At 54.0% G+C, this 25,122-nt stretch carries 25 protein-coding genes; 14 read left to right on the forward strand and 11 right to left on the reverse strand.

Going from position 1 to position 25,122, the window contains the following annotated elements:
- Positions 1–120: 120 nt before the first annotated feature.
- The 3 genes from ftsZ (at position 121) to lpxC (ending at position 3,052) form a co-directional block, all read left to right on the forward strand.
- Positions 121–1,305, forward strand: coding sequence for a cell division protein FtsZ (gene ftsZ / locus H7U06_RS04315; RefSeq protein WP_175624937.1), 1,185 nt, complete (start codon positions 121–123; stop codon positions 1,303–1,305).
- 153 nt (positions 1,306–1,458) lie between these two features.
- Positions 1,459–1,962: a peroxiredoxin gene (locus tag H7U06_RS04320; protein WP_175624938.1), complete on the forward strand. Its 504-nt coding sequence runs from the start codon at positions 1,459–1,461 to the stop codon at positions 1,960–1,962.
- Between the two features lie 154 nt (positions 1,963–2,116).
- Positions 2,117–3,052 carry a UDP-3-O-acyl-N-acetylglucosamine deacetylase gene (gene lpxC / locus H7U06_RS04325; protein WP_175624939.1) on the forward strand — a complete coding sequence of 312 codons (936 nt, stop codon included), beginning with the start codon at positions 2,117–2,119 and terminating at the stop codon, positions 3,050–3,052.
- 72 nt (positions 3,053–3,124) lie between these two features.
- Here the strand turns inward: lpxC and H7U06_RS04330 are convergent, their stop codons facing one another.
- A complete protein-coding gene (locus H7U06_RS04330) occupies positions 3,125–3,640 on the reverse strand; it encodes a DciA family protein (protein ID WP_175624940.1) in 516 nt (171 codons plus the stop codon).
- Between the two features lie 48 nt (positions 3,641–3,688).
- Between H7U06_RS04330 and H7U06_RS04335 the strand changes: the two genes are divergently transcribed.
- The 5 genes from H7U06_RS04335 (at position 3,689) to H7U06_RS04355 (ending at position 10,437) form a co-directional block, all read left to right on the forward strand.
- Entirely contained in the window at positions 3,689–4,633 is a 945-nt protein-coding gene (locus H7U06_RS04335) for a M23 family metallopeptidase (RefSeq protein WP_175624941.1), read from the forward strand.
- Between the two features lie 248 nt (positions 4,634–4,881).
- Positions 4,882–7,644 carry a preprotein translocase subunit SecA gene (gene secA / locus H7U06_RS04340; RefSeq protein WP_175624942.1) on the forward strand — a complete coding sequence of 921 codons (2,763 nt, stop codon included), beginning with the start codon at positions 4,882–4,884 and terminating at the stop codon, positions 7,642–7,644.
- A 173-nt stretch (positions 7,645–7,817) separates the two neighbouring features.
- Complete coding sequence (gene argJ, locus H7U06_RS04345; protein WP_175624943.1) at positions 7,818–9,053, forward strand: bifunctional glutamate N-acetyltransferase/amino-acid acetyltransferase ArgJ; 1,236 nt, start codon at positions 7,818–7,820, stop codon at positions 9,051–9,053.
- Positions 9,054–9,086: 33 nt separating this feature from the next.
- Positions 9,087–9,959 (forward strand): ATP-binding protein, encoded by an 873-nt coding sequence (locus H7U06_RS04350; RefSeq protein WP_175624944.1) that lies wholly within the window; start codon positions 9,087–9,089, stop codon positions 9,957–9,959.
- Between the two features lie 58 nt (positions 9,960–10,017).
- Positions 10,018–10,437: an NUDIX domain-containing protein gene (locus H7U06_RS04355; protein ID WP_175624945.1), complete on the forward strand. Its 420-nt coding sequence runs from the start codon at positions 10,018–10,020 to the stop codon at positions 10,435–10,437.
- A gap of 9 nt (positions 10,438–10,446) precedes the next feature.
- Here the strand turns inward: H7U06_RS04355 and yacG are convergent, their stop codons facing one another.
- The 7 genes from yacG to ispB all read right to left on the reverse strand — a co-directional run bounded on the left by yacG (position 10,447) and on the right by ispB (position 17,236).
- Positions 10,447–10,641 (reverse strand): DNA gyrase inhibitor YacG, encoded by a 195-nt coding sequence (gene yacG / locus H7U06_RS04360; RefSeq protein ID WP_175624946.1) that lies wholly within the window; start codon positions 10,639–10,641, stop codon positions 10,447–10,449.
- 10 nt (positions 10,642–10,651) lie between these two features.
- On the reverse strand, positions 10,652–11,407 hold the full coding sequence (gene zapD / locus H7U06_RS04365; protein WP_012080849.1) for a cell division protein ZapD: 756 nt from the start codon (positions 11,405–11,407) through the stop codon (positions 10,652–10,654).
- Positions 11,408–11,599: 192 nt separating this feature from the next.
- Complete coding sequence (gene coaE / locus H7U06_RS04370; protein ID WP_175624947.1) at positions 11,600–12,226, reverse strand: dephospho-CoA kinase; 627 nt, start codon at positions 12,224–12,226, stop codon at positions 11,600–11,602.
- 5 nt (positions 12,227–12,231) lie between these two features.
- Positions 12,232–13,095 carry an A24 family peptidase gene (locus H7U06_RS04375; protein ID WP_175625212.1) on the reverse strand — a complete coding sequence of 288 codons (864 nt, stop codon included), beginning with the start codon at positions 13,093–13,095 and terminating at the stop codon, positions 12,232–12,234.
- Between the two features lie 2 nt (positions 13,096–13,097).
- Complete coding sequence (locus H7U06_RS04380; RefSeq protein ID WP_175624948.1) at positions 13,098–14,330, reverse strand: type II secretion system F family protein; 1,233 nt, start codon at positions 14,328–14,330, stop codon at positions 13,098–13,100.
- Positions 14,331–14,345: 15 nt separating this feature from the next.
- Positions 14,346–16,070: a type IV-A pilus assembly ATPase PilB gene (pilB, locus tag H7U06_RS04385; RefSeq protein WP_175624949.1), complete on the reverse strand. Its 1,725-nt coding sequence runs from the start codon at positions 16,068–16,070 to the stop codon at positions 14,346–14,348.
- Positions 16,071–16,285: 215 nt separating this feature from the next.
- Positions 16,286–17,236: an octaprenyl diphosphate synthase gene (ispB, locus tag H7U06_RS04390; RefSeq protein WP_326838353.1), complete on the reverse strand. Its 951-nt coding sequence runs from the start codon at positions 17,234–17,236 to the stop codon at positions 16,286–16,288.
- A 290-nt stretch (positions 17,237–17,526) separates the two neighbouring features.
- On the opposite strand from ispB, the gene rplU reads away from it, so the two are divergent.
- From rplU to proB, 4 genes are all read left to right on the forward strand, one after another.
- Positions 17,527–17,838 (forward strand): 50S ribosomal protein L21, encoded by a 312-nt coding sequence (rplU, locus tag H7U06_RS04395; protein ID WP_012080843.1) that lies wholly within the window; start codon positions 17,527–17,529, stop codon positions 17,836–17,838.
- A gap of 38 nt (positions 17,839–17,876) precedes the next feature.
- On the forward strand, positions 17,877–18,134 hold the full coding sequence (gene rpmA / locus H7U06_RS04400) for a 50S ribosomal protein L27 (protein ID WP_124574528.1): 258 nt from the start codon (positions 17,877–17,879) through the stop codon (positions 18,132–18,134).
- An 88-nt stretch (positions 18,135–18,222) separates the two neighbouring features.
- Entirely contained in the window at positions 18,223–19,332 is a 1,110-nt protein-coding gene (gene cgtA / locus H7U06_RS04405; protein WP_175624951.1) for an Obg family GTPase CgtA, read from the forward strand.
- A gap of 86 nt (positions 19,333–19,418) precedes the next feature.
- Entirely contained in the window at positions 19,419–20,537 is a 1,119-nt protein-coding gene (proB, locus tag H7U06_RS04410) for a glutamate 5-kinase (protein ID WP_175624952.1), read from the forward strand.
- 45 nt (positions 20,538–20,582) lie between these two features.
- Here the strand turns inward: proB and H7U06_RS04415 are convergent, their stop codons facing one another.
- Together H7U06_RS04415 and H7U06_RS04420 are read right to left on the reverse strand one after the other, a co-directional pair.
- Complete coding sequence (locus H7U06_RS04415) at positions 20,583–21,146, reverse strand: CNP1-like family protein (RefSeq protein WP_175624953.1); 564 nt, start codon at positions 21,144–21,146, stop codon at positions 20,583–20,585.
- The gene (locus H7U06_RS04420; protein WP_124574532.1) at positions 21,139–21,723 is read right to left on the reverse strand and encodes an RNA pyrophosphohydrolase; all 585 of its coding nucleotides are present in this window, start codon (positions 21,721–21,723) and stop codon (positions 21,139–21,141) included. The genes H7U06_RS04415 and H7U06_RS04420 overlap by 8 nt, the downstream gene beginning before the upstream one ends.
- Positions 21,724–21,925: 202 nt before the next feature.
- Here H7U06_RS04420 and H7U06_RS04425 point away from each other — a divergent pair, with 202 nt between their 5' ends.
- Positions 21,926–23,659: a proline--tRNA ligase gene (locus H7U06_RS04425; protein WP_175624954.1), complete on the forward strand. Its 1,734-nt coding sequence runs from the start codon at positions 21,926–21,928 to the stop codon at positions 23,657–23,659.
- An 8-nt stretch (positions 23,660–23,667) separates the two neighbouring features.
- On the forward strand, positions 23,668–24,417 hold the full coding sequence (locus H7U06_RS04430; RefSeq protein ID WP_230089334.1) for a lytic transglycosylase domain-containing protein: 750 nt from the start codon (positions 23,668–23,670) through the stop codon (positions 24,415–24,417).
- Positions 24,418–24,485: 68 nt separating this feature from the next.
- Here H7U06_RS04430 and H7U06_RS04435 read toward each other — a convergent pair whose 3' ends face one another.
- Positions 24,486–24,926, reverse strand: coding sequence for an SWIB/MDM2 domain-containing protein (locus tag H7U06_RS04435; protein ID WP_124574534.1), 441 nt, complete (start codon positions 24,924–24,926; stop codon positions 24,486–24,488).
- Positions 24,927–25,122 lie beyond the last annotated feature (196 nt).

Here is a 25,122-nt window from a genome sequence, read left to right on the forward strand (position 1 = left end):
CGCAGCAAATATTTAGTTTTGTCTTAACTCATTTTGTAATAACCCGCAGTTAGCAGTTGCTAGTTGTCACACCGCGTGAGAACTAGCAACTGGAAACTGCATAATCTTTAAGGAACTATCATGGAAATCGACATGCTCGAAAATGTGGCACAAGGAACCGTGATCAAGGTGGTTGGCGTTGGTGGTGCTGGTGGCAACGCTGTACAACACATGATCAATAAAGGCGTGAACGGCGTTGAATTCATCGTCGCCAACACCGATGCGCAAGCATTGCAATTATCGAAGGCGCACAACATCATCCAGATCGGTGAAACCGGTCTGGGTGCTGGTATGAAGCCTGCGGTAGGTCGTCAGCTGGCGGAAGAAACCCGTCCACGCATTGAAGATGCACTGCGCGGCGCGCACATGGTCTTTATCGCTGCAGGTATGGGCGGTGGTACCGGTACCGGTGCTGCTCCTATCATTGCGCAAATCGCGAAAGAGCAAGGCGCACTGACAGTGGCTGTGGTTTCCAAGCCATTCTCGTACGAAGGCCGCAAGTGCATGGACATCGCTGACGAAGGTCTGGAAGCGTTGGGCCAGCACGTAGATTCACTGATCATCATCCTGAACGAAAAACTGGAAGAGATTTACGAAGACGACAGCATGATCGAATGGCTGCAACACGCGGATGACGTATTGAACAATGCCGTTGCCGGTATTGCAGAAATCATCAACGTACCAGGTCATATTAACGTCGACTTCAATGACGTGAAAACGATCATGGGCGAACAAGGCAAGGCGATGATGGGTACCGCAACTGCACAAGGTATCGATCGTGCACGTATCGCTGCTGAACAAGCAGTGGCTTCGCCATTGCTCGACGGCATCGACCTGTCCGGCGCGCGCGGCGTACTGGTCAACGTGACCGCCAGCCGTGGCCTCAAAGGTAAGGAAATCAAGGAAGTCATGGCGACTGTCCGTGCATTCGCAGCTCCAGACGCATCGATCGCGCAAGGTATCGCGTACGACGATGAAATGGGCGACGATATCCGCGTGACCGTGGTGGCAACTGGCCTGGGTCGTGCGCGTAAAGGCGTACAACTGGTACAGACTCCAATGTTGCGTACCGGCACCCATAACGAACCTATGATGGCCAACACCGGCATGATGCAAGGCGCAGCGCAACCAGCCGCTTCGTTCGACGGTTTGAAGGCGCCAGCAGTATGGCGTCGTGAATCGGCGTCCGATACGGTACGTGCGCTGGAGAAAAACGGCATGGAAACCTACGATATTCCTGCCTTCCTGCGCAAACAGGCTGACTGATTCCGTATGGCATTTTGCGGGTAGCTTGACGATTTATTGTCAAACTACCTGCAAAATTGAACGGAACAAGGCATACTTCGGTTTCTACGCCGCGCCACGTGCGCGGCGTTTTCTAGTCGGCTATGCCGGTAAAACTATTCAAAGGAATTCGCAATGACAATCAAAGTTGGTGATCAGCTGCCAGAAGCGCGGCTCGCAGAATACGTCGATGTAGCAACTGAAGGCTGCTCCGTTGGCCCAAGCAAAGTCATGGTGCACGAAGCAACCAAAGGCAAAAAAATCGCAATTTTCGCGGTTCCTGGTGCATTTACCCCAACCTGCTCCGAACAACACGCTCCTGGCTACATCCAGGCAGCTGACCAGTTCAAAGCCAAAGGCGTTGACGAAATCTGGTGCATCTCGGTTAACGATCCGTTCGTTATGGGCGCATGGGGCCGTGAACAAAAAGCAGCTGGCAAAGTACGTTTCATCGCTGACGGCAGCGGTACTTTCACCAAGGCACTGGGTCTGGAATTCGATCTGACCAAGGGCGGCCTGGGTGTGCGTTCGCAACGTTACTCGATGCTGGTTGAAGACGGCGTCGTCAAACAATTGAACGTTGAAGACAGCGGTCACCTGGAAGTATCGACAGCAGAAAAACTGCTGGCACAAATCTAAGTTCCTGTTTCCGCAGGAAAATATAAAGAACGGCGCCTGGTGCGCCGTTTTTTATGCCTGCAGTTGGCGGAGAGCGCCGCCTGGCTGTTGTTTTAGATGTCAGCAGGCGTAACAGTGTCGGGTGATTTGCGGCTTAGGTTGCTATAATCACAGCATGTTAAAACAACGCACCATCAAACAAGTGGTCAAGTCCGTTGGCGTCGGTCTGCATTCCGGCACCAAGGTAGAACTGACCATGCATCCGGCACCGATCGATGCCGGTATCGTATTTCGTCGTGTCGACCTCGACCCAGTGGTCGAATTGCCTGCGCAGGCGACCATCGTCGGCGATACGCGTATGGCATCGACACTGCAAAAAGGTGATGCCAAGGTTTCCACGGTTGAGCACCTGATGTCGGCCTGCGCCGGCCTGGGTATCGACAATCTGTATGTCGACCTGACCGCTGAAGAAGTGCCCATCATGGATGGTTCGGCCTCTTCCTTTGTCTTCCTGCTGCAGCAAGCCGGTTTGCAGGAGCAGGACGCGCCGAAGAAATTCATCCGTATCAAGAAAACGGTGGAAGTGCGCCAGGGCAGTGGTGATCGTGAAATCTGGGCACGACTGGAGCCATATGAAGGCTTCAAGCTCAAGTTCTTTATCCAGTTCAATCATCCGGCAGTCGACGGCACCGGCCAGACTGCAGAAATCGATTTCAGCTTTGAGTCATACGTAAAGGATGTCGCACGTGCGCGTACCTTTGGTTTCATGCAGGATATGGAAACCTTGCGTGGCATGGGCCTGATACGCGGCGGCTCGCTGGAAAATGCGATCGTGATGGATGAATATCGCATCCTCAATACCGATGGTTTACGCTACGACAATGAGTTCGTGCGGCACAAGATACTGGATGCGATTGGTGATTTATATCTGGTGGGGCATCCGCTGATCGCCAGCTATAACGCTCATAAATCCGGTCATATGCTGAACAACCTGCTGGTAAGGGCGTTGCTGGAACAGCCGGATGCGTATGAAATCGTCACGTTTGAAAAAGTCGAAACCGCACCTACCGATTATGCCCGTCAAGCCAGCCTTGAATGGGCGCTGACCTGATCAGACAGGTCGTCTTCCTATTGATTATTTGATGCCAGCGCTGCCGTCGGGCGTCAAATAATCAGCTTTCCATCAAATTCCTGCTTTTGCTTTTTTGCTGTGATGATGTTGCATCATCGATTCCAGCGCCGCTTTTAATGCCTGGTTGCGCGGACTGTCTTCCAGCGCTTCTTCCAACTCTGCAAACGCGGAAATCGCTTGTCGGGGCAGTTCCAATTGTCTGGAAGCTGTTGATTTTATAAGGGTTTTGGCAACTTGCACTTTGAGGCGTATTGCGTTAACCTGCCAACCCCGCTGCTGCAATTCATCTTGTAATTTTGGTAATTGTTGTTTCAGTCGCGCCGCCAATGCTGCATTGGGCGTAGACAAAACCAGCTGGTTCGCCTCAAACTGCAACACCGCACAGTGCGCAAACATGGCCGGTAACGCTGCAGCACAATCGTTCTGTAGCGACGCCATGCGTTGGACTGCCGGTAACAGTGCCGCAAGCTTGTCGTGCGAACGCAAGAATTCCGCAGCACCCTTCGCAGGTTTTTGCGTGGGAGTGCTTTGTTTGAATGGGATAAATGAGGATGGTCGCATCGTCATGGAACCTTATCACACCTCGTCTTGAAGCGGCGAGCCTAGGGAGTCGCGATGCAGATTATTTTGTTGCACCCTCGTTTTACCCATGCCAAGTCAGTCACGCTGACGCGCCGGCATTTGCTGGCCTTGTTCGTCAGTTTTGTCGTGGCAGTTATCCTCGGCGCATCCTTCCTGTCCTACCTCGTATTCAGCAATGCCTCCAGCATGCCGTCGCCGGTGCGCGAACTGGTGAGTGGCGGTTCCAGTGGCGAAGAGGCTAATAAAGACAAATTCCTCAAAGAGAACCTGGCGCTGATGGCGCGCCGCCTCGGTGAGATGCAGGCGCAACTGATGCGTCTTGATGCGTTGGGCGAACGGGTGCAAGGTCTGGCCGGTGTCAAACCAACCGAATTCAATTTCCGCGAGATGCCTGGTCGTGGTGGCATAGAGCCGATGGACGGTACCAGCAGCCGTGATCTCACCATGTCCGAATTCAAGGCGCTACTTGATGCGATGGCGCACGACGTCGAGCGTCGTGCCGACTATATGAATGTGGTCGAGTCGACGCTGATGAGCGACAAGATCAAATCCAAGCTACTGCCTACCATCCAGCCGGTTAACGTCAGCTACAACGCTTCGACCTTTGGCCGTCGCCTTGATCCGTTCTCGGGTCGCAGCGCGATGCATGAGGGGATAGATTTTGCTGCGCCTATCGGTACGCCTATCGTGGCGGCTGCTGGCGGTGTGGTGACAGTGGCTGAATTCCATCCGCAATACGGGAATATGATGGAAATCGACCATGGCAATGACATGATTACCCGTTATGCGCATACTTCGCGCCTGTTGATGCAGGTCGGCGACATCGTGCGACGTGGCCAGCATATTGCCGATATCGGTACCACCGGCCGTTCGACTGGCCCGCATCTGCACTTCGAAGTGCGGGTCAAGGGTGTGGCGCAGGACCCGCATAAATTCCTGTTGGCAGGTGCAAACCAGGCGCGACTGGCCGCGAAATGACGTTTTATACCCGAGCGCGAGCTAAGGGTATTCAGGCGCTGGGCGAACAAAAGTCGCTATGACGGGTCAGATCTGGCACTGCTAGTTGCAAAAGCCATTGCAAAAGCTATTGTTTCCGGACTGATAAGCCCAATATGCCGGAAACGACATGATAAAATCCACCATTTAGCCCAAGCCCAATTCGATGCAGGTCAGGCCATAGCTTGCTGCATCCGGTTGTTTCAAGGCGCCTTTTTTAGAATCCAAGCATGTCATTACTGACTCAGATTTTCGGTAGCCGCAATCAGCGCTTACTTAAGCAATACCAGAAGACCGTTCGTGAAATCAATGCTCTTGAACCGGCGCTGGAACAATTATCCGACGAGGCCCTGAAGGGCAAGACCCCGGAATTCAAGGAGCGTCTCGCCAAGGGCGAAGACATCGACAAGCTCCTGCCGGAAGCCTTTGCTGTCTGCCGTGAGGCTAGCAAGCGTATTCTCAAGATGCGCCACTTCGACGTGCAACTGATAGGCGGCATGGCGCTGCACTACGGGAAAATCGCCGAAATGGGTACGGGTGAAGGTAAGACCCTGATGGCAACGCTGCCAGCCTACCTGAATGCACTGGCTGGCAAAGGCGTGCACGTGGTGACGGTCAATGATTACCTGGCCCAGCGCGATGCTGAATGGATGAGCACCCTGTACGGCTGGCTCGGCCTGACGACTGGTATCAACCTGTCGCAAATCGATCACGAAGCCAAGCAAACTGCGTACAACTCCGACATCACCTACGGTACCAACAACGAATTCGGCTTTGATTATCTGCGCGACAACATGGTCTACGATACGGGCGATCGCGTCCAGCGTGGCCTGCATTACGCGATTGTCGATGAAGTTGACTCCATCCTGATCGACGAAGCGCGTACCCCGTTGATCATTTCCGGTCAGGCTGAAAACCACACTGACCTGTATCACAAAATCAATGAAGTGCCGCCGCTGCTGTCCTTGCAAATCGGTGAAGAAACACCGGATGGCAAAGGCAAGATTGAAGTGCCGGGCGACTACACCAAGGATGAAAAATCCCATCAGGTCCTGTTGACCGAAGCCGGTCACGAAAAAGCCGAACAAATCCTGACCCGTATGGGCTTGCTGCCGGAAGGTGCATCGCTGTACGACGCTGCCAATATCACCCTGATCCACCACTTGTACGCTGCCTTGCGCGCACACACGCTGTATCACAAGGATCAGCACTATGTGGTGCAGAACGGTGAAGTAGTGATCGTTGATGAATTCACCGGTCGTCTGATGACTGGTCGTCGTTGGTCCGAAGGCTTGCACCAGGCGGTGGAAGCGAAGGAACACGTCAAGATCCAGAACGAAAACCAGACCCTGGCTTCGATCACATTCCAGAATTACTTCCGTATGTACACCAAGCTGTCCGGCATGACCGGTACAGCGGACACCGAAGCCTACGAGTTCCAGGAAATCTACAAACTGGAAACCGTCGTCATCCCGCCGAATCGTCCTAGCCAACGCAAGGATCGCCAGGATCAGGTTTACAAATCGTCGGAAGAAAAATACGGCGCGATGCTGAAGGACATTCAGGATTGCTACGAGCGTGGCCAGCCAGTCCTGGTCGGTACGACTTCGATTGAAAATTCCGAACTGTTGTCCGGCATCCTGACCAAAGCCAAGTTACCGCATAATGTGCTGAATGCGAAACAGCATGCACGCGAAGCGGAAATCATTGCGCAGGCAGGTCGTCCGAAAGCCATCACTATCGCTACCAATATGGCGGGTCGCGGTACCGATATCGTCCTCGGCGGTAACGTTGGCAAGCAAGTACAGATCATTGAAGCCAATGATGCCTTGAGCGATGCGGATAAAGCGGCGCAAGCGCAAACCTTGCGTGACGAATGGCAGTCCTTGCACGATCACGTCGTGAACGCAGGTGGCTTGCACATCATCGGTACCGAGCGTCACGAATCCCGTCGCGTCGATAACCAGTTGCGTGGTCGCTCCGGTCGTCAGGGTGATCCGGGTTCCTCGCGCTTCTATCTGTCGCTGGATGACGCTTTGCTGCGTATCTTCGCTGGTGACCGTGTACGCGCGATCATGGATCGTCTGAAAATGCCGGAAGGCGAACCGATTGAAGCAGGTATCGTGTCGCGTTCGATTGAATCGGCACAGCGCAAGGTGGAGGCACGTAACTTCGATATTCGTAAGCAATTGCTCGAGTACGATGACGTTGCCAACGACCAGCGTAAAGTGATTTACCAGCAGCGTAATGAATTGCTCGAAACCACCGACGTTTCCGAGATGATCACTTCCTTGCGCCAGGGCGTATTCACCGACTTGTTCCGCACTTATGTGCCAGAACAATCGATGGAAGAGCAATGGGATCTGGCAGCACTCGACGCAGCGTTGCGCGATGAGTGGAAAGTCGATTTCTCGCTGGCTAAAGTACTGGAAGCCGAGCCGAATATCACTGACGAAGACATGCTGGAACGTCTGCTGAAATTCACCGACGACATCTATGCACAAAAAATTGAAATCGTCGGCAAGGAAGCATTTGCCGGTTTCGAACGCAGCGTGATGTTGCAGGCAGTTGATTCGCACTGGCGTGAACATCTGGCGGCGCTGGATCATCTGCGCCAGGGTATCCATCTGCGTGGTTACGCGCAGAAGAATCCTAAGCAGGAATACAAGCGTGAAGCATTTGAATTGTTTGGCCAGATGCTGAACCTGATCAAGGATGAAGTCGTCAAGATCGTGATGACAGTGCGCATCCAGTCGCGTGAAGAAATTGATGCGGCGGAAGAGCAATTGTCGCAATCGCATGTGGAAAACGTGCACTACCAGCACGCTGACTTCGACGCTGATGCAGCGCCGGAAGAATTGCTGGCACCGACCGCAGCGGCGAGCGAGGCGAACCAGACCCAGGTGAATGCCTTGCCTAAGGTTGGTCGCAACGATCCATGCCCGTGCGGTAGCGGCAAGAAGTACAAGCAATGCCATGGTCGCCTCGCTTAATCGCGACCTGATGCGTTGAAACCGGAAGGGCGGGCTTATCCCGCCCTTTTGCTTTGGTAGTCCGCCTGCGGGGCTGATAGATGCATATGCCCGCTAGCGATTACAATATTGATCTGATCTGTAGTCCGCTTTGGTAGTCTGTCTTATTAACCCTCTGATATAGAAAACTTGCGATGGCCGTTAATCTTCCTCTCCCGATTCCTGAAAATCTGACCGCTGTAGCCGGTATCGAACTCGGCCATGCCGAAGCAGGCATACGAAAAGCCAATCGCAAGGACGTGCTGGTCATGAAGCTGGCACCGACCGCAACCGTGGCGGGTGTGTTTACGCAAAACCGTTTTTGCGCAGCACCGGTACAAGTCTGTAAAGAACACCTGGGCAAGCTGCAAGCCAGCGCGCCTATACGCGCACTCGTGATCAATACAGGCAATGCCAACGCAGGCACCGGCGAAACCGGCCTGGCGGACGCAAAAGAAACCTGTAGCGCACTCGCAGGTCTGCTGGGCTGCGATGCGTCGCAAATCCTGCCGTTCTCGACCGGTGTGATCCTGGAGCCGCTGCCTATCGACAAACTGAAAGCCGGTTTGCCACAAGCGATCGCCAACCTGAAGTCGGATAACTGGTACAACGCTGCCTTGTCCATCATGACTACCGACACGCAGCCGAAAGCAGCTTCGCGTCAGGTCAGCATCAATGGCCAGACCATCACCCTGACCGGTATCAGCAAAGGCGCAGGCATGATCAAGCCGAACATGGCGACCATGCTGGGCTTCATGGCGATGGATGCGAAAGTTGCACAACCGGTACTCGATCATCTGACCAAGGAAGTGGCGAATCGCTCGTTCAACTGCATCACCATCGACGGCGATACCTCAACTAATGATTCCTTCATCGTGATCGCAACCGGTGCTTCCGGTGTTGAAGTGCATGCTATCGACACCCCTGAATACCAGGCACTGGCAGCTGCAGTGCTGGGCTTGTCGCAAGAGCTGGCGCAAATGATCGTACGTGATGGTGAAGGTGCGACCAAGTTCATCACCGTCACGGTAGAAGAAGGCAAGAGCGTTGAAGAATGCCGCAAGATCGCCTACTCGATCGCGCATTCACCATTGGTTAAAACCGCTTTCTTTGCCTCCGATCCTAACCTCGGCCGTATCCTGGCGGCGATAGGTTATGCCGGTGTCGATGATCTCGATGTGACTACCTTGAACCTGTACCTGGACGATGTCTGGGTCGCGAAGAACGGTGGCCGTAATCCTGACTATCAGGAAGCAGACGGACAGCGCGTGATGAAGCAAAGCGAAATTACAGTGCGCGTAAAACTAGGTCGCGGCAAGGCAGACGCCACCATCTGGACCTGCGATTTGTCGCATGAATATGTAACGATCAACGCGGATTACCGTTCCTGATTCGCTTTTGAATAATTAATACGCTCGATTACGATGACTCAACTAGAACAGTTTTTAACGCGGGCGGAAGCCTTGCTCGAACGCCTCGAATCCTTCCTGCCACCGGCGGTGCCGACACCGGACTGGAATGCAGGGATCGCTTTCCGCTGGCGTAAATCCAGCGGCAACGCGCGCGGCTATCTGCAGCCGGTCGCGCATTTGTCGCCTATCGCTCTGGATGACTTGCATAACATCGGGCCGCAAAAGCAGCAGATAGAACAAAACACCCGCCAGTTTGTGGAAGGTGTGCCGGCTAACAATGTCTTGTTGACGGGCGCACGCGGTACCGGCAAGTCTTCACTGATCAAGGCTTGTCTGAACCAGTTTGCCGACCAGGGTTTGCGCCTGATCGAAGTCGACAAGGATGATCTGGGCGACCTGGCTGATATCGTGGATCTGGTTTCTGGCCGTCCCGAACGCTTCATTATCTTTTGCGACGATTTGTCGTTTGAAGAGGGTGAAGGCGGATATAAGGCATTGAAGGTGGCGCTGGATGGCAGCATTTCCGCGCAGTCCGACAATGTCCTGATTTACGCGACCTCGAATCGTCGGCACTTGCTGCCGGAGCGCATGTCGGACAACGCCGGTTACAAGACTGACGATAACGGTGACCTGCATCCGGGCGAAACCGTGGAAGAGAAAATCTCGCTGTCCGAACGTTTCGGTCTGTGGGTGACTTTTTATCCATTCCGTCAGGATGACTATCTGGATATCGTCGCGCACTGGCTCAAACATTTCGGTTGCAACGAGCAACAGATAGAAGAAGCACGCACCGAGGCTTTGCAATGGGCCTTGCAGCGTGGTTCACGTTCTGGTCGTGTGGCCTGGCAATTCGCCAAGGACCACGCCGGAAAAATGCGCAAGTAATCCACTACGGGTGCCTGGTCAGTCCGGGCACCTGCCTAGCTCCCTTCAAGTCTTCCTCATGTCTGAAACCAAATGCGCACCCATCGATGTCGCTGTAGGCATCCTCATGAAGCCGAATGGTGATGTCCTGCTCGGCCAACGGCCGGATGGCAAGCCCTATGCCGGTTACTGGGAATTCCCGGGTGGTAAAGTCGAATCCGGCGAAGCCATCATAGATGCACTGAAGCGCGAGTTTGTCGAAGAGCTGGGTGTCGAAGTGTTGTCAGCGGAGCCGTGGTGTGGCGTCGAACATGTTTATCCGCATGCGCATGTACGGCTGCATTTCTACATCAGCCAGGAGTGGCGTGGCGAACCGCAGAGCCTGGAGAATCAGGCTTTTGCATGGCAGGGGAGTGTCGGGGTGGAGCCTTTGTTGCCGGCGACCATCCCCTTGATTGAATGGCTGGATAAGTTGCGCTATCCGGCGGCGTCTGCTTAAAACCAGACTTCAGGGTTGCGGTGGTGGCGGGATATCGTCTTCCAGGTCATCCAGCGGATTGACGACCGGAATCACATACTTCTCTTCAGCCCAGGCACCGAGGTCTATCTGTTTGCAGCGGTTGGAGCAGAACGGGCGAAACTTGCTCAGCTCGGTCCATTCCACTTTGGTGCCGCATGTCGGGCAATTGACTGTTGTAACCATTATTCTCTACTCAGAAGCTGCACAAGCTCAATTCAAAAGGCACATCGCCTTCAAAGGCTTTTGGCTTCATGTCGCCATCCTGTGAAGTAAAGCGTATCCACAGCATGTATTTGTTGGCGGAGATCTCGGGAATCGCACCCAGCGCTTCATCAATATTTAGACGCAGCATTTGATAAGCCTTGCCTTGCAGCATTTGTTGGTAGCTGCCGGTTTGCGCAATCATTTTGACCGGACGACCAGATTCACGCAGCAGGCGCAAGACCATGCCGATGGCATCGAACAGTGGGGCCAGCGGGGTGAACCATTTATGGATATCGGCCAGGCGCTGTTCTGCCGAATCATGCTGCCACGCGTAATACGACGGTAAATCGAATTCGCAGGCACCGCCCGGGATGATGGTACGGCCACGTATGCTCATCAGCCATTCGTTTTCACGGATGTGCTGACCGGTCTTGCCTTGGGATGCGATCAATGCGGCACTGATGCGATCCAGGTCAAACAGGATGGCGTCCAGCATTTCTGCTTCGACGTTCGGATTGGATTTAAAACCAAGCAGGGTTTGCTTTTGACGTTCCAGCTCTTGCAGCAAGTCGGATTTGAGGTCGGCGCGACCAGCCACCTCCAGCATTTCGAACATGGTGGCAAGGGCAACGTGGTGATGCTGCGGATGATCCTGACCGATAAAGAAAGCGAATTTCTCGTATAGGTCTTCTAGCCGCAACAACGTGCGAATACGCTCGTTGAAAGGGTATTCGTAGACAATCAAAGTGGCATCCCTTAAAAGTTAAAACCGGGCAATACGAGCTAATGTTGTGATTCTGAACGAAGCCGCGACAAAATACAAATGATGCAACGATTTTGTTTGGCATTCATTAAAACGGGCACTGCTTTTGTTCTGATTTTAGTACCGGATTCCGGTGCCGGATTGCAGCTATAGACAGCGTCGCTGCGCTAACGTTCACTGGGCTGATGCCAGTTTCAGATATAGCTGGTGCAACTCCAGGACCTGGGGTAATAGCGCTGCGCTATCGCCTTCGTTGCTGATGACGTCATCGGCTGCTTCCAGCCGTGCGCTGCGGCTGGCCTGATTCGCCATGATGGCACGCACTTGCTGCTCACTTAAGTTATTGCGTTGCATCACCCGGCGTATCTGTACTTCTTCCGAACAGTCGACAGTCAGTACGCGTGATACCCGCTGTTGCCAGAGGCCGGACTCGACCAGCAAGGGCACTACGAAGAGCAGATACGCTCCTTCGGCTTGCTCCGCTGCCTCACGGGTGGATAGGCGTATTAACGGAATCAGGATGGCTTCCAGGCGCTTCTTTTCATGCGGCTCGGCAAATACGCGCTCGCGCATCGCCGTCCTGTCCATAGAGCCATCGGGCAGGATGAGCTCCGCGCCGAAGGTAGCGCGGATAGCCGGGATCGCGATGCCGTCAACGGCAGTCAGTTGATGCGCTATCAGGTCGGTGTCGACGACCGCCGCGCCTTGTTCGGCAAACAGATCGGCCACCGTGCTTTTACCGCTGCCTATGCCACCGGTCAGGCCTACGGAAAAGCGTTTGAATGTGCCCAGTTCGTCCATGCTGCCTAGTAGTAGAAGCCCAGATAAGTTTCGGCCAGTGATTTGCCATATACCAGGGCTATCATACCGGCCGCAGCGAGATAGGGGCCAAACGGAATCGGGATGTCGCGTCCGCGCTTGGCCAACACGATGAGGGCGATGCCGACTACGGCGCCGACCAATGACGACAGCAGGATGATGACAGGCAGCATCTTCCAGCCCAGCCAGGCACCGAGTGCGGCCAGCAGTTTGAAGTCGCCATAGCCCATGCCTTCCTTGCCGGTCAGCAGCTTGAATAGCCAGTAAATCGACCACAGGGTGAGGTAACCCGCCGCCGCGCCTATGACTGCTTCATGCAGCGGCACGAAGGTGGCATTCAGATTCAGTAGCAAGCCCAGCCACAGCAGCGACAGGGTCAGGTCATCCGGCAGCAGTTGCGTGTCGGCATCGATGAAGGTCAAGGCAATCAGCAAGTAAGTGAAGAGCAGGGTACTGAGTCCGAGCAAGCCACTGCCGAAGTGCCAGATCAGGAAGGCGGACAGCACGCCGCTCAACAGTTCGATGATCGGATAACGTACCGAGATCGGGGTTTTGCAGGCCTTGCATTTACCACCTAGCGCGAGGTAGCTGACGACGGGGATGTTTTGCAGTGCGGTGATTTGGTGGCCGCATTGCGGACAGGCGGAGCGTGGCACGACCAGGTTGTAACGATCTTCGTGCGGCAGCGGCTGACCGCTTTCGCTGGCGACGTAGTTATCCGATTCACGTTGCATCATTTTCGGGATGCGGTGAATCACCACGTTCAGGAAGCTACCTATCAATAAGCCAAATACGCCTGCGACAACGGCAGGTAATACGCTGCCCGCAGGGGCAGACCAAAGTAAATCCATCATCAGACTACGGAACCCAGTTTGAAAATAGGCAGGTACATGGCGATCACCAGACCACCAATCAGCACGCCCAGTATGACCATAATCAGCGGTTCCATCAGGCTGGAGAGTGATGAGACAGCTTCATCGACTTCGTCTTCGTAGAAGTCCGCGACCTTGCCCAGCATATTGTCGAGGGAGCCGGATTCCTCACCGATGGAAACCATCTGCGTCACCATGTTCGGGAACACATCCGAGTTTTGCATTGCGACCGTCAGGCTGACACCAGTGCTTACTTCGGTTTGTATGCGCTTGGTGGCGTCCAGATAAACGGCGTTACCAGATGCGCCACCTACCGAGTCCAGCGATTCGACCAGCGGTACGCCAGCAGCAAACATGGTCGCCAGGGTGCGGGTCCAGCGTGCGATGGTGGCTTTGCGTATGACGGCACCGAAGATGGGTAATTTCAGCAGTAGCTTGTCCATCGAGCGCTGCATTTTCAGCGAGCGTTTCCACGACTGGAAGAACAGGTAGAGACCGCCAAATAGCAGGCCGAAGATGATGTACCAGTTGGCTACCATGAAATCAGACATGGCCATCACCATTAGCGTCGGTGCCGGAAGGTCGGCACCAAAGCTTTTGAATACTTCCTTAAAGGCTGGAACCACCCAGATCATAATGACGGCGGTCACGATGAAAGCGACGGCCAGGATCGATACCGGATAAAACATCGCGGACTTGATCTTGCCCTTGATGGCCAGGGTTTTTTCCTTGTAGATCGCGAGTCGGGTCAGCAGATCTTCCAGGATACCGGCTTGCTCACCGGCGCCGACCAGATTGCAAAACAGCGGATCGAAGTAGAGCGGGAATTTGCGGAAAGCCTGGTTCAGGCTGGTACCGGTTTCGACATCGGAGCGTATGTCCTGGACCAGCTTCGATACGGACGGGTTGTCATTGCCCTTGGCGACGATATCAAAGGATTGCAGCAGCGGCACACCGGCTTTCATCATGGTGGCCAGCTGGCGGGTGAATAAGGTTATGTCTTTTTCGGAGACCTTCTTGCCGCTGCGATAGGTTTTCTTTTTGACCTTGGTGACCAGCACGCCCTGACGACGCAGCGTTGCGCTGACTACGGATTCGCCGCCGGCCCGTAATTCGCCGCGCACGATCTTGCCGGATTTGTCCTTGCCTTCCCAAGCGAATACGGACTCCTTGGGTAGTGTTGCGCTTCCGACCTTACGTGCGGATGTTGCCATGCATAGACCTCTTTATTATTCGTTGGTGCAGCCGAGAACTTCTTCCAGGCTGGTCAATCCCAGTTTGACTTTTACCAGGCCAGATTCACGCAGGTTACGTACGCCATCTTTTTTGGCTTGCGCTTCGATTTCCATCGAGGTGCCGTGATTCAGGATGATGGCTTCGATTTCCTCGCTGATCGGCATGATTTGATAGATGCCGACCCGACCTTTGTAACCACTGCCGCTGCAGCGTTCGCAACCGACCGGTTTGTATGGCAACCAGGTACCGTCCAGATCATCTTCGCTAAAACCTGCTTCCAGCAATGCCTCATCCGGTATCACTGTGGTTTGCTTGCAGGAGCAAAGTCGGCGCGCCAGGCGTTGCGCAGTAATCAGGATCACGGACGATGCGATGTTGAACGGTGCGACGCCCATATTCATCAGGCGCGTCAGTGTTGCTGGTGCGTCATTGGTATGCAGCGTGGAAAACACCATGTGTCCGGTTTGCGCCGCCTTGATGGCGATATCGGCGGTTTCCAGATCGCGGATCTCACCGACCATGATGATGTCAGGATCCTGTCGCAAGAAGGCTTTCAGCGCGACCGGGAAGGTTAGTCCGGCGCGGTCATTAACGTTGACCTGATTCACGCCTGGCAAGTTGATCTCGGCCGGGTCTTCCGCGGTCGAGATATTGATGCCAGGTTTGTTCAGGATGTTGAGGCAGGTGTAGAGCGAAACGGTTTTGCCGGAGCCCGTCGGGCCGGTGACCAGCACCATGCCGTATGGGCGCTGGATAGCATTGAGCAGCGTTTCCTTTTGATCCGGGTCGTAACCCAGTGCCTCGATCCCCATTTGCGCCTGTGTGCCGTCGAGAATACGCATGACGATTTTTTCGCCAAACAGGGTAGGCAGGGTGCTGACGCGGAAGTCGATGGAGCGCGTCTTGGACATCACCAGTTTCATGCGGCCGTCTTGCGGCACGCGTTTTTCTGAAATGTCGAGTTTGGAGATGACCTTGATGCGTGAAGCCAGTTTTTCCTTGATTGCCAGCGGTGGCTGCGCGATATCGCGCAAGACGCCATCGACGCGGAAGCGGATGCGGTAAAACTTTTCAAACGGTTCGAAGTGCAAATCGGATGCGCCCAGGTTGATCGCATCAACCAGGATTTTTTGCAGGAATTTGACGATGGGTGCGTCATCGATATCAGCGGTGCCGCCTTCTGCCGGGGTCGCCAGCTCTTCCTCGATGAAGTCGATGTCGAGATCGTCACCTATCAGTTCATTCAAGCCTTGCTCGGCACTTTGGCCTAGCTTCTCTATGATCTTGAGCAGTGTCAGGTGGTCGACGATGATGGGTTCGACCGCCAGCTGGGCCTGGAATTTGATTTGATCCAGCGCCTGCGAATTGGTCGGATCCGAGATCGCTATCGAGACTTTATTGCCGCGTTTGCCCAGTGCAATCACGTGCTGGCTTTGCATTAGCTTCGCATCGATGATTTTTTCGGGCAGCAGGCTGGTATTAAAGGCCGCCAGATCCAGTAAGGGATAGCCGAAGGTTTCAGAGCAAAAGGCGGCGAGTTTGCCGGAATCGATCACTTCGCTTTTCAGCAACATGTCGATAAACGGACTTTTTTCGTTGGTGGCTTGTTTACAAATGGTATCGGCTTGCTGTTGCGTCAGCCGCCCTGCTTGCAAGAGTGCGCGGGCGAGGCCAGGCATTGCATTAGTTGATGCCGAACTAGGAAGGACTGCAGCCATTTATTTACGCCAGGAGCATCAAGAGGTGCATTAGATAATGCCTCTAGGCACCTGTTTTGTAAAGATATCCTGCGGGAAATGTTACTTTTGCGCATAAAAATGCAACGGCTGTGAGCGCCTGCTGAAGGAGCGGCATTTAACAGTGTTTACAGCCGATAAGGACGGGGAGATTACGATAGTGGTGCGCATGCGTGGAACATGGCACCACCAGCGTATTAGTGATTGCGGTTGACCGCGAAGGCGCTCAGTTTGAGGAGGGCATCCTTGAAAGCATTGTCCGGCAGACCGGCGATGGATGCGGTGGCGCGGGCAGATGCTTCTTCTGCCTTGCGTTTGGTGTAGTCGAGGGCACCGGAAGTGGTTACAGCCTGCAGTACAGCGTCGAAATGTTGTTCGTCGCCATTCTCGATGCAACCGCGTACCAGTTCACGTTGTTCCGGTGTGCCATGCTCCATCAGATAGATCAGTGGCAGCGTGGCTTTGCCTTCGCGCAGGTCATCACCGACGTTTTTGCCTATATCGTCGGCCTGGCCGGAGTAGTCGAGCACGTCGTCGATTAACTGGAAAGCGGTGCCCAGCGAGCGACCGTATTCCGCAGCTGCTTCGATTTCATCATCGGAAGCGCCTGCGATCAGGGTGCCGAGCTGGGCAGCGGCTTCAAACAGCTTGGCCGTTTTGGAGCGGATCACTTGGGTGTAGCGTTCTTCCGAGACGTCTGGATCATGCATATTTAGCAACTGCAGCACTTCGCCTTCAGCGATCACATTGGTTGCGTCAGCCAGGATTTGCATGATGCGAATATCGCCGACCGAGACCATCATCTGGAATGCGCGCGAATACAGGAAGTCACCTACCAGTACCGAGGCAGCATTGCCAAACAGGGCGTTGGCGGTCTTGCGGCCGCGGCGCAGCGAGGATTCATCGACCACGTCATCATGCAGCAATGTTGCCGTATGGATAAATTCCACCACGGCAGCCAGTTGATGATGGTCGGTGCCGCGGTAGCCATAAGCATTGGCCATCAACAGGACCAGGACCGGGCGTATGCGCTTGCCACCTGCGCTGATGATGTAGTCGGCGATCTGATTGACCAGCGCTACTTCAGAGTGCAGCTTCTGGCGGATCACAGTATCGACTGCATTCAAATCAGCTGCGATGGGTTGTATAAGCAGGTTTTGAGCGGAGGGTGCGGAAGCGGAAACCAAGTTGAGCCTGATTGATGAGCGTTAATAAGCGTTAATTTATGGAATTATACGACGAGCCGGGCGGGAAACGTTGCTTACCCGCTACGAAGCAAGGGTATAGATGCCCTGGAAAGCTGTCTTTTTAATACAGTAATACAGTCTTTGACCGGGATCCTAAGTCCATGTATAATTGGAGGTTTTCCCGATTCCGTCTGCGTAGTTCTGGCCGGTTTCAAGAGAAAAAGTCCTTAAATCATTTGATGAGGTTTCACATGTACGCGGTCATAAAAACCGGTGGCAAACAATATAAAGTTGTCGCTGGTGAAAAATTCAAAGTAGAACAGATACCGGCAGACATTGGATCCGAAATCACCTTAGATCAGGTGCTCGCATTGGGCGCTGGAGAAACCATCAAGTTTGGTGCTCCGCTGGTCGCTGGTGCTACGGTCCTTGCTACGGTTGTCTCCCATGGTCGTCACGACAAGGTTAAGATTTTCAAGATGCGTCGCCGTAAGCACTACCAGAAACACCAAGGCCATCGCCAAAATTACACCGAATTGCAGATCGTTTCGATCAACGGCTAAGCCGCTGACTCGGACTAACCAGATACAAGGAGTCAGAAATGGCACATAAAAAAGGCGGCGGCACTACGCGAAATGGTCGTGACTCAGAGTCAAAACGACTGGGCGTTAAAGTCTACGGTGGTCAAGCTATCAACGCAGGCGGCATCATTGTTCGCCAACGTGGTACCAAAATGCACGCAGGCGAAAACGTCGGTATCGGCAAGGATCACACCTTGTTCGCACTGACCGACGGCAAAGTTGCATTTGTTACTAAAGGCGCGTTGAAACGCCATTACGTCACTGTAGTACCTGCTTAATTCACTTAAGCGCAAGGTAAGGCGAAAGCCTTCAATCGAAAGGCTCTGCCCCAGGTAGAGCCTTTTTAGTTTTATAACGGCAAATATTATGAAGTTTATCGACGAAGCAAAAATCGAAGTCATTGCCGGTGATGGCGGCAACGGCGTCGCATCCTTTTGTCGTGAAAAATTCAGGCCGTTTGGTGGTCCGGATGGCGGCGACGGCGGAAAAGGCGGCAGCATCTATGCGGTAGCAGACCGCAATATCAACACGCTGGTTGATTTCCGTTTTGCCAAAATGCACAAAGCCAAGAATGGCGAAAATGGTCGCGGTGCTGATTGCTACGGCAAGGGCGCGGACGACATCAAATTGCGCATGCCAGTCGGCACCCTGATTATTGATAACAAAGATGGTGAGCTGATCGCCGACCTGACCGAGCACGGGCAGGAAGTCCTGATCGCCAAAGGCGGCGAAGGCGGCTGGGGCAATATCCATTTCAAATCATCGACCAACCGCGCCCCTCGGCAAAAATCCGAAGGCAAGGAAGGTGAACGACGTGAACTGCGGCTGGAGCTGAAAGTGCTCGCCGACATCGGTTTGCTCGGTATGCCGAATGCAGGTAAATCGACCTTCATTACCGCTGTGTCGAACGCGCGTCCGAAGATCGCAGATTATCCGTTTACTACGCTGCATCCGAACCTGGGCATGGTGCGTGTCAGTCATGAAAAGAGTTTCGTGATTGCCGACATTCCAGGTCTGATCGAAGGCGCATCTGATGGCGCCGGACTGGGTATCCAGTTCCTGCGCCACTTGCAACGTACCCGTCTGCTCTTGCACATCGTGGACCTGGCGCCGTTCGACAATGTCGATCCGGTCAAGGAAGCGAAAGCCATCGTCAAGGAATTGCAGAAATACGATGAGTCGCTGTACGACAAACCACGCTGGCTGGTGCTGAACAAGCTGGACATGGTGCCGGAAGACGAACGCAAAAAACGCGTGAAGGACTTCATCAAACGCTTTGGCTGGAAAGGTCCGGTGTTTGAGATTTCGGCGCTGACACGTGATGGTTGCTCCGACCTCGTGAATGAAATCTACGAATACATAGCTGTGCAACGCCAGGCAGAACAACGCACTGAAGAAACACCGCAAATGGTTGAAGAGGCGCGTGGTATTGACTCTATCGACCCGGATGATCCGCGCTTCAAGATCATCGACTAAAGTTGTAAGGGATTGCCGTAGCCCGGCAATCCGGCATCCTCACCGTTCAGGTACCTCAAAACTAAAACAGAGCCGGGTTATTAAGCATGGACTCCGTCATTCAAGAAGCCAAACGCGTCATCATCAAAGTCGGTTCTTCCCTCGTCACCAATGACGGTCAGGGCCTGGATGCGAATGCAATACAGAAATGGGCCGCACAGATCGCACACTTGCGTGCGCTGGGTAAGGAAGTGGTATTGGTCAGCTCTGGCGCCATCGTCGAAGGCATGCAGCGTCTGGGTTTTGACAAGCGACCGGTAGGTATCCATGAATTGCAGGCTTGCGCCGCAGTAGGACAAATGGGCCTGGCGCAAATTTACGAAACCAGCTTCCGCCAGCATGACGTGCGTACCGCGCAGATCCTGCTAACGCATGCCGACCTGGCCGATCGTGAGCGCTACCTGAATGCGCGTTCTACCTTATTCACCTTGTTGCGCCTGGGCGTCGTTCCCATCATCAATGAAAACGATACCGTGGTCACCGATGAAATCAAATTCGGCGACAACGATACCCTGGGTGCACTGGTTGCAAACCTGATCGAAGCGGACGCCCTGATCATCCTGACCGATCAGCGTGGCTTGTTCAGCGCTGATCCACGCAAAGACCCGAATGCAGTCTTCATCCATGAAGCCAAGGCCGGTGATGTGGCGCTGGAAGCAATGGCCGGCGGTGCGGGTAGCAGCCTCGGACGTGGCGGCATGCTGACCAAAATCCTGGCGGCCAAACGTGCGGCCTTGTCCGGTGCACATACCGTCATCGCCTGGGGGAGGGAAGATAATGTCCTGACACGCCTGGCTGGTGGCGAAGCCATCGGCACCCAGCTGACGGCTCAAACCGCGCAACTGACGGCGCGCAAACAATGGATGGCCGATCACCTGCAAACCGTAGGTGCAGTGGTGCTGGATGATGGTGCGGTACAGAAGTTAACGGCTGATGGCAAATCACTGTTGCCTATTGGTGTCACCGACGTGACTGGCAGTTTTGGTCGCGGGGATGTGATTACTTGTGTTGACCAGCACGGACGTGCGCTGGCACGCGGGATCAGCAATTATGCAAGTTCGGACGCACGTCGCATCATGCGCAAACCTTCATCGGACATCGCTGCCATACTCGGTTTTGTCGAAGAGCCGGAATTGATCCACCGGGACAATCTGGTCTTGCTGTAATTGATCCTGCAATAAAGCAAAACGGGCGCTAGTGCGCCCGTTTTTTTATTCCCGCAACAGCTCGTCTGTGAGCGTCTTGCGATACTTCATGCGGTTCAGCATCTCTTTTTCATCTCCGACTATCGTCAGATTGCTGCAAAAGTAATCCTGCGCCAGTGCCGCATGCTGGCGGTTCACCTTGCTGCGTACGATCACTTCCCACTGGTTGCGGCGTGACGGCGCCCATGTGCCGTCTTCACGTCCCAATGCATAGATTTTCTTTTCGAAGGTGGCGCAACGTATGCCTTCGTAACTGATGTTTTTTGCACCGCCCTGGCTGACCGCAACCAGCGTGTAACGGATAACGCCGTCCTTGCCTATCGCCAGCGACTTGGTGTCAATCGCAAAAGTCTGGGTAGCGGTAGGTCCTACATAAAAAGGTTGCAGGTTTTCAGTCTTGGGTGCTGGAGGTGGCGGCACCTCAAGTTCTTCCCAATTTTTTGCCTCGGCTTCTTCGAACCCTTTGTTGTATTCCAACTGTTGCGCCACGGAAATTTGTGTGGCTGCCAACAGCGCCAGGACCAGCAGGGTTTGCGGCAATGCGTGCAAGGAAAAGAACGACTTATTCATTGTCAGGTTTGGTCTTTGCGGTAGATGGTTCGTCAGGTTTGCGCGATGCATGCGTCTGGCGCAGGTAGCGTGCGGTATTGTGCTGTGGCGGTACATGTTGCGTCGGGCGCGACAGGAAACGTGATAATTCCTGCAAGGCACGCTGGTAAACATCCCGTTTGAATTCGATCACCACATCCAGTGGTACCCAGTAATCATGCCAGCGCCAGGCGTCGAACTCCGGATGTTCGGTCATGCGCAGATTGACATCGCAATCACGTCCGACCATGCGCAGCAGGAACCAGATCTGCTTCTGGCCCTTGTAATGACCGCGGATTTCCCGCTTGATGAAATGATCCGGCACCTCGTAGCGCAGCCAGTCGCGGGTGCGACCTATGATTTTGACGTGCTCCGCCCGCAAGCCGACTTCTTCTTCCAGCTCGCGATACATAGCCTGCTCAGGGGTTTCGCCAAATTTAATGCCGCCCTGTGGGAATTGCCACGAATGCTCGCGCACCCGCTTGCCCCACCACACTTCATTCCTGGTGTTGATCAGAATGATGCCGACGTTAGGGCGAAAGCCTTCACGGTCCAGCATGTTGTACCTCAAAACTTTCTGCGGCTAACGGACCCTCAATCGAACATCGTCACCTGTACGGCCTTATACCGTAGTCCCGCGCAATGACGCGCGAACAACGGAGAGAGCAATCAATTGTACGAAGAGTGGGTGCATCAGCCAGCTAATCCTTTAAAATTGAGTTGATTATAACCCTCTCTCTTTTTAAAAAGAATTCATCGTCATGCGCGCATCCCGTTTTTTCATTTCCACTCTCAAAGAAGCTCCTTCCGACGCAGAAATCGTCAGCCACAAGCTGATGATGCGTGCCGGCATGATCAAGCGCATCGGTTCAGGTATTTATACCTATATGCCCATGGGTTTGCGCGTGATCCGCAAGGTCGAGGCGATTATCCGTGAGGAAATGAATAAGGCCCATGCCATCGAGCTGCTGATGCCATTAGTGCAACCGGCCGAGCTGTGGCAGGAAACCGGCCGCTGGGACAAAATGGGCGCAGAGTTGATGCGCGTCAAGGACAGGCATGGCCGTGAATTCGCGATCCAGCCGACTTCGGAAGAAGTGGTTACGGACGTGGTACGGACGGAAATCAAGTCCTATCGCCAGTTGCCTATCAATTTTTACCATATCCAGACCAAGTTCCGTGACGAGCGTCGCCCACGCTTTGGCCTGATGCGGGGTCGTGAATTCACGATGAAGGACGCCTATTCCTTTGACCGTGATGTCGACGGTTTGAAGCGTTCGTATCAAATCATGTTCGATGCCTACGTCAAAATCTTCAATCGTTTCGGCCTGCAGTTCCGTGCGGTGGCTGCCGACAATGGTGCGATCGGCGGTTCCGGTTCACACGAATTCCACGTGATTGCCGATACCGGCGAAGACGCCCTGGTTTACTGCCCGAACTCTGACTATGCCGCCAATATGGAAGCGGCTGAAGCCTTGCCACTCGGCACTGAACGTGCAGCGCCGACCCAGGCCCTGACCAAGACCGCAACACCTGGCAAAGCCAAGTGCGAAGACGTGGCTGCCTTGCTGAACCTGCCGTTGGCACAAACCGTGAAGTCCATCGTGTTGACGGTGGAAAAAGAAGAAAAAGGCGTGACCAGCAAGCAAGTCTGGCTCCTGTTGCTGCGCGGTGACCACGAATTGAATGAAGTCAAAGCCGCGAAAATCCCTGGCATCGCCGGTTATCGCTTTGCCAGCGAGGCAGAAATCGTTGAATGGTTCGGAACGCCACCTGGTTACCTCGGTCCGATCAACACCAAGAAACCGGTCAATGTGGTGGTCGATCGTACGGTCACCAACATGCATGACTTCGTCTGCGGTGCGAATGAAGTCGATTTCCACTTTACGGGGGTGAACTGGGGCCGCGATTTGCCGGAAGCGCAGGTTTTCGATATCCGCAATGTGGTCGAAGGCGATCCATCGCCGGACGGCAAAGGCGCGCTCGCGATACAACGCGGCATCGAAGTCGGCCACGTATTCCAGCTCGGCACCGCGTATTCCGAATCGATGAAAGCGACCTACCTCGATGAAAACGGCAAGCCACAACTGATCCAGATGGGTTGCTACGGCATCGGCGTGACCCGCATCCTGGGTGCTGCGATCGAGCAGAATTTCGACGACAAGGGCATTATCTGGCCGACTGCACTGGCGCCATTTGAAGTGGTGCTGTGCCCTATGGGTTACGACCGCAGCGAAGGTGTCAAGGCTGAAACCGACAAGCTGTATGAAGCTTTGCAAGCTGCCGGAGTCGACGTGATTCTGGATGATCGCGGTGAGCGCCCAGGGGCCATGTTTGCTGACTGGGAACTGATAGGCGTACCGCACCGTATCGTGATCGGTGATCGCGGCCTGAAAGAAGGCAAGCTTGAATACCAGGGCCGTCGTGATGTCGCGGCGACACCGGTTGCGCTGGAAGAAATGCTGGCTTTCGTTCAAGCCAAACTGGCTGAGTAATCATTACGATGCGTCAGGCCAGCATGTATGCGATAGGGCAGGACTTGAGTAGTCATCAGGTTGTATCTCCCGTATGTGCTGCGCCTGATACTTCGTTGCATGGCTATCGTAGATATGGCACTGGACTCGCTTGTGCCTTGTTGTTCGCGCTGCTGAGTAATGCCGCCAGCGCGGGTAATCAAAAAGAAGAGGCGATGGCCGATGGTGTCCGTATTGCCTTGTCACGCGCGATTACAGATCCGCGTCCGCCGATACCGCAGTTTGCCGGTATCGATGAGCGCATCGAGTATTTGCATTGGCTGGGTGAGATGTCGGATCGGCTGTACAAGAAGCTGCCGGATCGTCAGGTCCGCCTGGAGTTCTTGCGTACGACATGGTATGAGGCGCGGCGTGCTGGCCTGGATCCGGCTTTGGTACTGGGTTTGATACAGGTGGAATCGGCGTTTCGCAAATATGCGGTATCACCAGTCGGTGCCCATGGCTATATGCAGGTGATGCCGTTCTGGACGCGTGTCATAGGCGATGGTGATCGCAGCAAGCTGTTCCATATGCAAACCAATTTGCGCTTCGGCTGCTCCATCCTGCGTATGTATCTGGATATGGAGCGTGGTGATTTGTATCTGGCTTTAGGCAGGTATAACGGTAGTCGCGGCCGTCCTGAATATCCGAATGCTGTGCTGGCGGCGTGGAAGAAGTGGGAGCATCAGCGTGCACCGATCACGAACGTAGTGGCAGAAACCGGATCGGAACGGAAGTAAAGCAGAACAGAGTACAGATACAAAAACGCCCGCGCGATGCGGGCGTTTATGTTTGGCACAGAGGCAAATTATTTCAGGTGACCCGAGATGAGTTTGGTCATCTCAAACATGGACACTTGTTTTTTACCGCCAAAGACAGCTTTCAGCTTTTCATCCGCATCAATCATGCGTTTGTTAGCTTCGTTTTGCAGTTTGAACTTCTTGATGTAGTCCCACACTTTTTTGGTGACTTCAGTGCGTGGAGCTGGCGATGCACCGATAACAGCGGCCAGAACGGCGGACGGTGTTACTGGTTTCATGAATGCGGCGTTAGGCTTGCGTGCGGCTGCTGGCTTTTTCGCTGCAACTTTTTTCGCTGCTGGCTTTTTAGCGGCTACTTTTTTAGCAGGAGCGGCTTTCTTTGCCGGCGCTGCTTTTTTTGCTGGTGCTGCTTTTTTCGCTACGGGTTTTTTCGCAGCTGGTTTCTTGGCGGCCGGTTTAGTGGCCGCTGGTTTTTTGGCTGTTGCCATCTTCAAACCTCCTTCACATTGTGTTGGGAAATTGCGCCAATTCACGCACCGTCAATAGTGGTGTGGTTTTTCTTGCTACGCAAGTGTTTTTTGTGCGTTCCCCTCTGTATTTGTAGGCTGCAAGCCACGTATAGCGTAGTGTTGGAAAGTGCGGCTGGTTTATTCGATTCTGTGGCGCAGTTTTTCATCTCATTTT

Source organism: Herminiimonas sp. Marseille-P9896 (assembly GCF_903993245.1).
Taxonomy (GTDB): Bacteria; Pseudomonadota; Gammaproteobacteria; order Burkholderiales; family Burkholderiaceae_D; genus Oxalicibacterium; species Oxalicibacterium contaminans.